Origin of the sequence: Blastococcus saxobsidens (genome assembly GCF_002938435.1) — a bacterium.
In the GTDB taxonomy this organism is placed as follows: domain Bacteria; phylum Actinomycetota; class Actinomycetes; order Mycobacteriales; family Geodermatophilaceae; genus Blastococcus; species Blastococcus saxobsidens.
This window is the reverse complement of the sequence record NZ_POQT01000074.1, coordinates 1-3,621: the sequence shown is the minus strand read 5'-3', so window position 1 is coordinate 3,621 and position 3,621 is coordinate 1. Positions and strand designations below refer to the sequence as shown.

General features: G+C 77.4%; 3 protein-coding genes. All 3 read left to right on the top strand.

Annotation, left to right across the window (positions count from 1 at the left end):
* The coding region (locus tag C5507_RS21915) for an IucA/IucC family protein (RefSeq protein ID WP_104530592.1) at window positions 1–1,424 on the top strand (1,424 nt) is incomplete at its 5' end.
* Complete coding sequence (locus C5507_RS21910) at window positions 1,421–2,731, top strand: lysine N(6)-hydroxylase/L-ornithine N(5)-oxygenase family protein (RefSeq protein ID WP_104530591.1); 1,311 nt, start codon at window positions 1,421–1,423, stop codon at window positions 2,729–2,731. The genes C5507_RS21915 and C5507_RS21910, both read left to right, overlap by 4 nt.
* A partial coding sequence (locus C5507_RS22560; RefSeq protein WP_158657686.1) for an MFS transporter occupies window positions 2,728–3,621 on the top strand: 894 nt, incomplete at its 3' end. The genes C5507_RS21910 and C5507_RS22560, both read left to right, overlap by 4 nt.

The following is a 3,621-nucleotide window of genomic DNA, read 5'->3' as shown; positions in this document are numbered from 1 at the left end:
GCCTGCCGGCCGCGCACGGGCAGGCCGCCCGCGCCCGGATCACCGAGTCGGCGGCGCGGGCCGCCGGGTACGCCTCCGCCCGGGCCGCCGACCCGGATCCGCCGGCCGGCCTGCCGCCGTGGCTGGCCGCCGAGCAGGGGCTGCTCGGTGGGCACCCCTGGCACCCGATGACCAAGAGCCGCGACGGGCTGCCCGACGCCGAGGACGCCGTCTACGCCCCGGAGGCCCGGGGCTCCTTCCCGCTGCACTGGTTCGCCGCCCGGCCGGAGGTCCTCTCGACCGGCAGCGCGGACGGGGACGTCCCGGCCCTGCTGCGCGAACTGGCCGGCGACCTGTCCGTGCCGCCGGGCTTCCTGCCCGTTCCGGCGCACCCGTGGCAGGCGGCCCGGCTGGCGGCGCGTCCCGGTGCGGCGGCCCTGCTGGAGCGGGGCGACCTGGTGGACCTGGGGCCGGCCGGGCCGCCGTGGTGGGCCACCTCCTCGCTGCGCACCGTGGCCCGTCCCGGCGCGCCGGTGATGCTCAAGCTCAGCCTCGGGCTGCGGGTCACCAACAGTCGCCGGGAGAACCTGCGCGGCGAGCTCGTCCTCGGCGCGCGCACCGCCGCCCTGGTCGACGCCGGCCTGGGCGCGGCGCTGCGCCGGGCGCACCCGCGGTTCGGGGTGGTCAAGGACCCGGCCTGGGTGGGGGTCGACGGGCCCGACGGGCCGGTCGGGCTGGACACGGTGGTGCGCGAGCAGCCGTTCGCACCCGCCGACCGGGTGGCCTGCGCCGGCGCGCTCGTCGACGCCCGTCCCGACCGCGGTCGGCCGCTCGCCGCCGACCTGGTGCACTCCCTCGCCGCCCGGCGTGGCATGCCGGTGCCGGAGGCGGCGGCGCTGTGGTACCGGCGGTGGCTGGAGGCCGTCGCCGAGCCGCTCCTCTGGCTGCACGGGCACCACGGGATCGGCCTGGAGGCCCATCTGCAGAACGTGCTCGTCGGCCTGGACGGCGAGGGCCTGCCCGACCGCGGCTGGTACCGCGACAACCAGGGTTGGTACGCCGCCGCCTCCCGCGTTCCGCGGCTGGAGGCCTGGCTGCCCGGGATCGGCGCGGAGGCCACGCTCGTCTTCGGTGACGACCTGGTCACCGACCGGGTCGTCTACTACCTGGGGGTCAACAACCTGCTCGGCTGCGCCGCCGCGCTCGCCGGCGCCGGCCTGGCCGACGAGCTGGACCTGCTCGGCGTGCTCGCGGGCGTGCTGCGCCGCCACCTGGCGGGCCCCGAACCCTCCCCGGCCGCCGCGGTGCTGCTGGCCGCCGACCGGCTGACGGTCAAGGCCAACCTGCTGACCGGCGTCGACGGCCGGGACGAGCTGGACGGCCCGGTCGCCGCCCAGTCGGTGTACGTGCCCATGCCCAACCCGCTGCGGGAGGTCCGGACGTGAGAACGCACGACCTGCTGGGCATCGGCCTGGGGCCCTTCGGGCTCTCGCTGGCCGCCCTCGCCGACGGCGCCGACGACCTGGACGCCGTCTTCCTCGACCAGCGGCCGGCGATGTCCTGGCACCCCGGGCTGCTGCTGGAGGGGGCCACGCTGCAGGTGCCGTTCCTGGCCGACCTGGTCTCCCTCGTCGACCCCACCAGCAGGTGGTCCTACCTGGCCTACCTGAAGGCCCGCGGCCGGCTGTTCCGCTTCTACCTGGCCGAGCGGTTCCAGGTGCCGCGCACCGAGTACGACGACTACCTGCGCTGGGTGGCCGAGTCGCTGCCCACCTGCCGGTTCGGGCAGCGGGTGGAGGCGCTGGCCTGGGACGGCAGTGCTGTCGACGGCGGGGCTGCCGACGACGAGGCCTTCGTGGCCACGGTCGCCGACACCGCCACCGGTCGCCGGCGCACGGTGCGCGCCCGCAGCGTGGTCCTCGGGGTGGGGACCGAGCCGGTCGTCCCGGGCCCGTTCCAGGATCTGCTCGGCAAGCGGGTGGTCCACGCCGGGCAGTACCTCGACGCCCGGCCGGCGCTGCTGGACGCGGCGTCGGTGACCGTCGTGGGATCCGGCCAGTCCGGCGCGGAGGTCTTCCTCGACCTGCTGCGGGCCCAGCCGGGGAACGGGACGTCGCTGCGCTGGCTGACCCGCACGCCCGCCTTCGCCCCGATGGAGTACTCCAAGCTCGGCCTGGAGCACTTCACGCCCGACTACACCGGCTACTTCCGGGGCCTGTCGCAGCCGGTCCGCGACGCGCTGCTCCCGGCGCAGTGGCAGCTGTACAAGGGCATCAGCGCGACCACGATCGCCGAGATCTACGACCTGCTCTACGAGCGCACCGTCGGGGGCCGGCGGGTCGACGCGGTGCTGCAGCCGGCCGTCGCGGTGGAGGCGGCCCGCGCCGACGGCGAGGGCTACCTGCTCGAGTGCCGCCAGGTGCAGCAGGACCGCACCTTCGCGCTGCCGACCGAGGCCGTGGTGCTGGCGACCGGCTACGCCGCGCGGCGGCCGGCGCTGCTGGACCCGCTGCTGCCGTTGCTCGACCTCGACGAGCGTGGCCGCTACCGGGTCGACGCCGACCACCGGGTGGCGCTGCGCTGCCCCGGTGCGCTGTACGTGCAGAACGCCGAGACGCACACGCACGGGGTGGGGGCGCCCGACCTCGGGCTGGGCGCCTGGCGCAGCGCGACCATCCTCGGTGCGGTCACCGGCCGCCCGCTGGTGGACGTGCCGCAGCAGGAGGCATTCACCACCTTCGGCGCGCCGTGAGGGGCGCCCGCCCGGTCCTGGCGCTCGTGGTCGCGCTGCAGCTGGTCGCCGAGACGGCGCTGACGCCCTACTGGCCGCGCCTGCTGCGCACCCTGTTCGGCACCGAGGAGCTCGCCGCCACCGGGAGCTACCTCACCGTCTGCCGGGTCGCCGGCCTGCTCGCCCTGCCCCTGTGGGGGCTGGCGGCGCGCCGGTGGCCGCTGCCGAACCTGCTGGTCGCCGGCCTTGTGGGCTCGGCGGTGTTCGACCTCGGGCTGGCCCTGGCGCCGTCGCTGCCGCTGTTCACGGCCCTGTCCGCAGGCAGCGTGGCCACCGGCAGTTCCCTGGTGCTGGCCTATCCGGCGCTGGTCGCCGTCGCCGACCGCGGCCGCACCGGGGACCGGCTGTCCGGGGTGCTGACCTACGCCGCGGTCTTCCACGCCGCGGCCGTCGTCGCCACGGTGGTGGGCGCCGGCGTGGTCGCCCTGCCGCAGCCACGGCTGGGGCTGGCGGCCTTCGCGGTGGCCGACCTGGTGCTGGCCGCCGCCGTCTGGCGCGCGGTGGCCGGACGGCGTCCGGGGGAGCCTGCGGCTCCGGAGCCGGTGCCGGCCCCCGCCGCCGTGCCCGTGCCCGTGCCCGTGCCCGTGCCCGTGCCCGACGGCAGCGTCCGGCGGCGGCTGCCCACCGCACCGCTCGTGGCGGTCGCCGCCCTCGCCGTCCTCGTGGAGGTGGGTCTCGCCGTGCCCCGGCCCTTCTTCACCGAGCTGGTGCTGCGCGGTGGCGGCTCGCTGGCCGCGGCGGCCGTGCTGTTCCTGCTCCCGGCGCTCGCCGCCCTCGCCGTCCTGCCCGCCGCGCGCCGGCTGGCCGGACGGTTCGGCCGCGGGCTGCTGCCGGCCAGCGCGGCGCTGGCC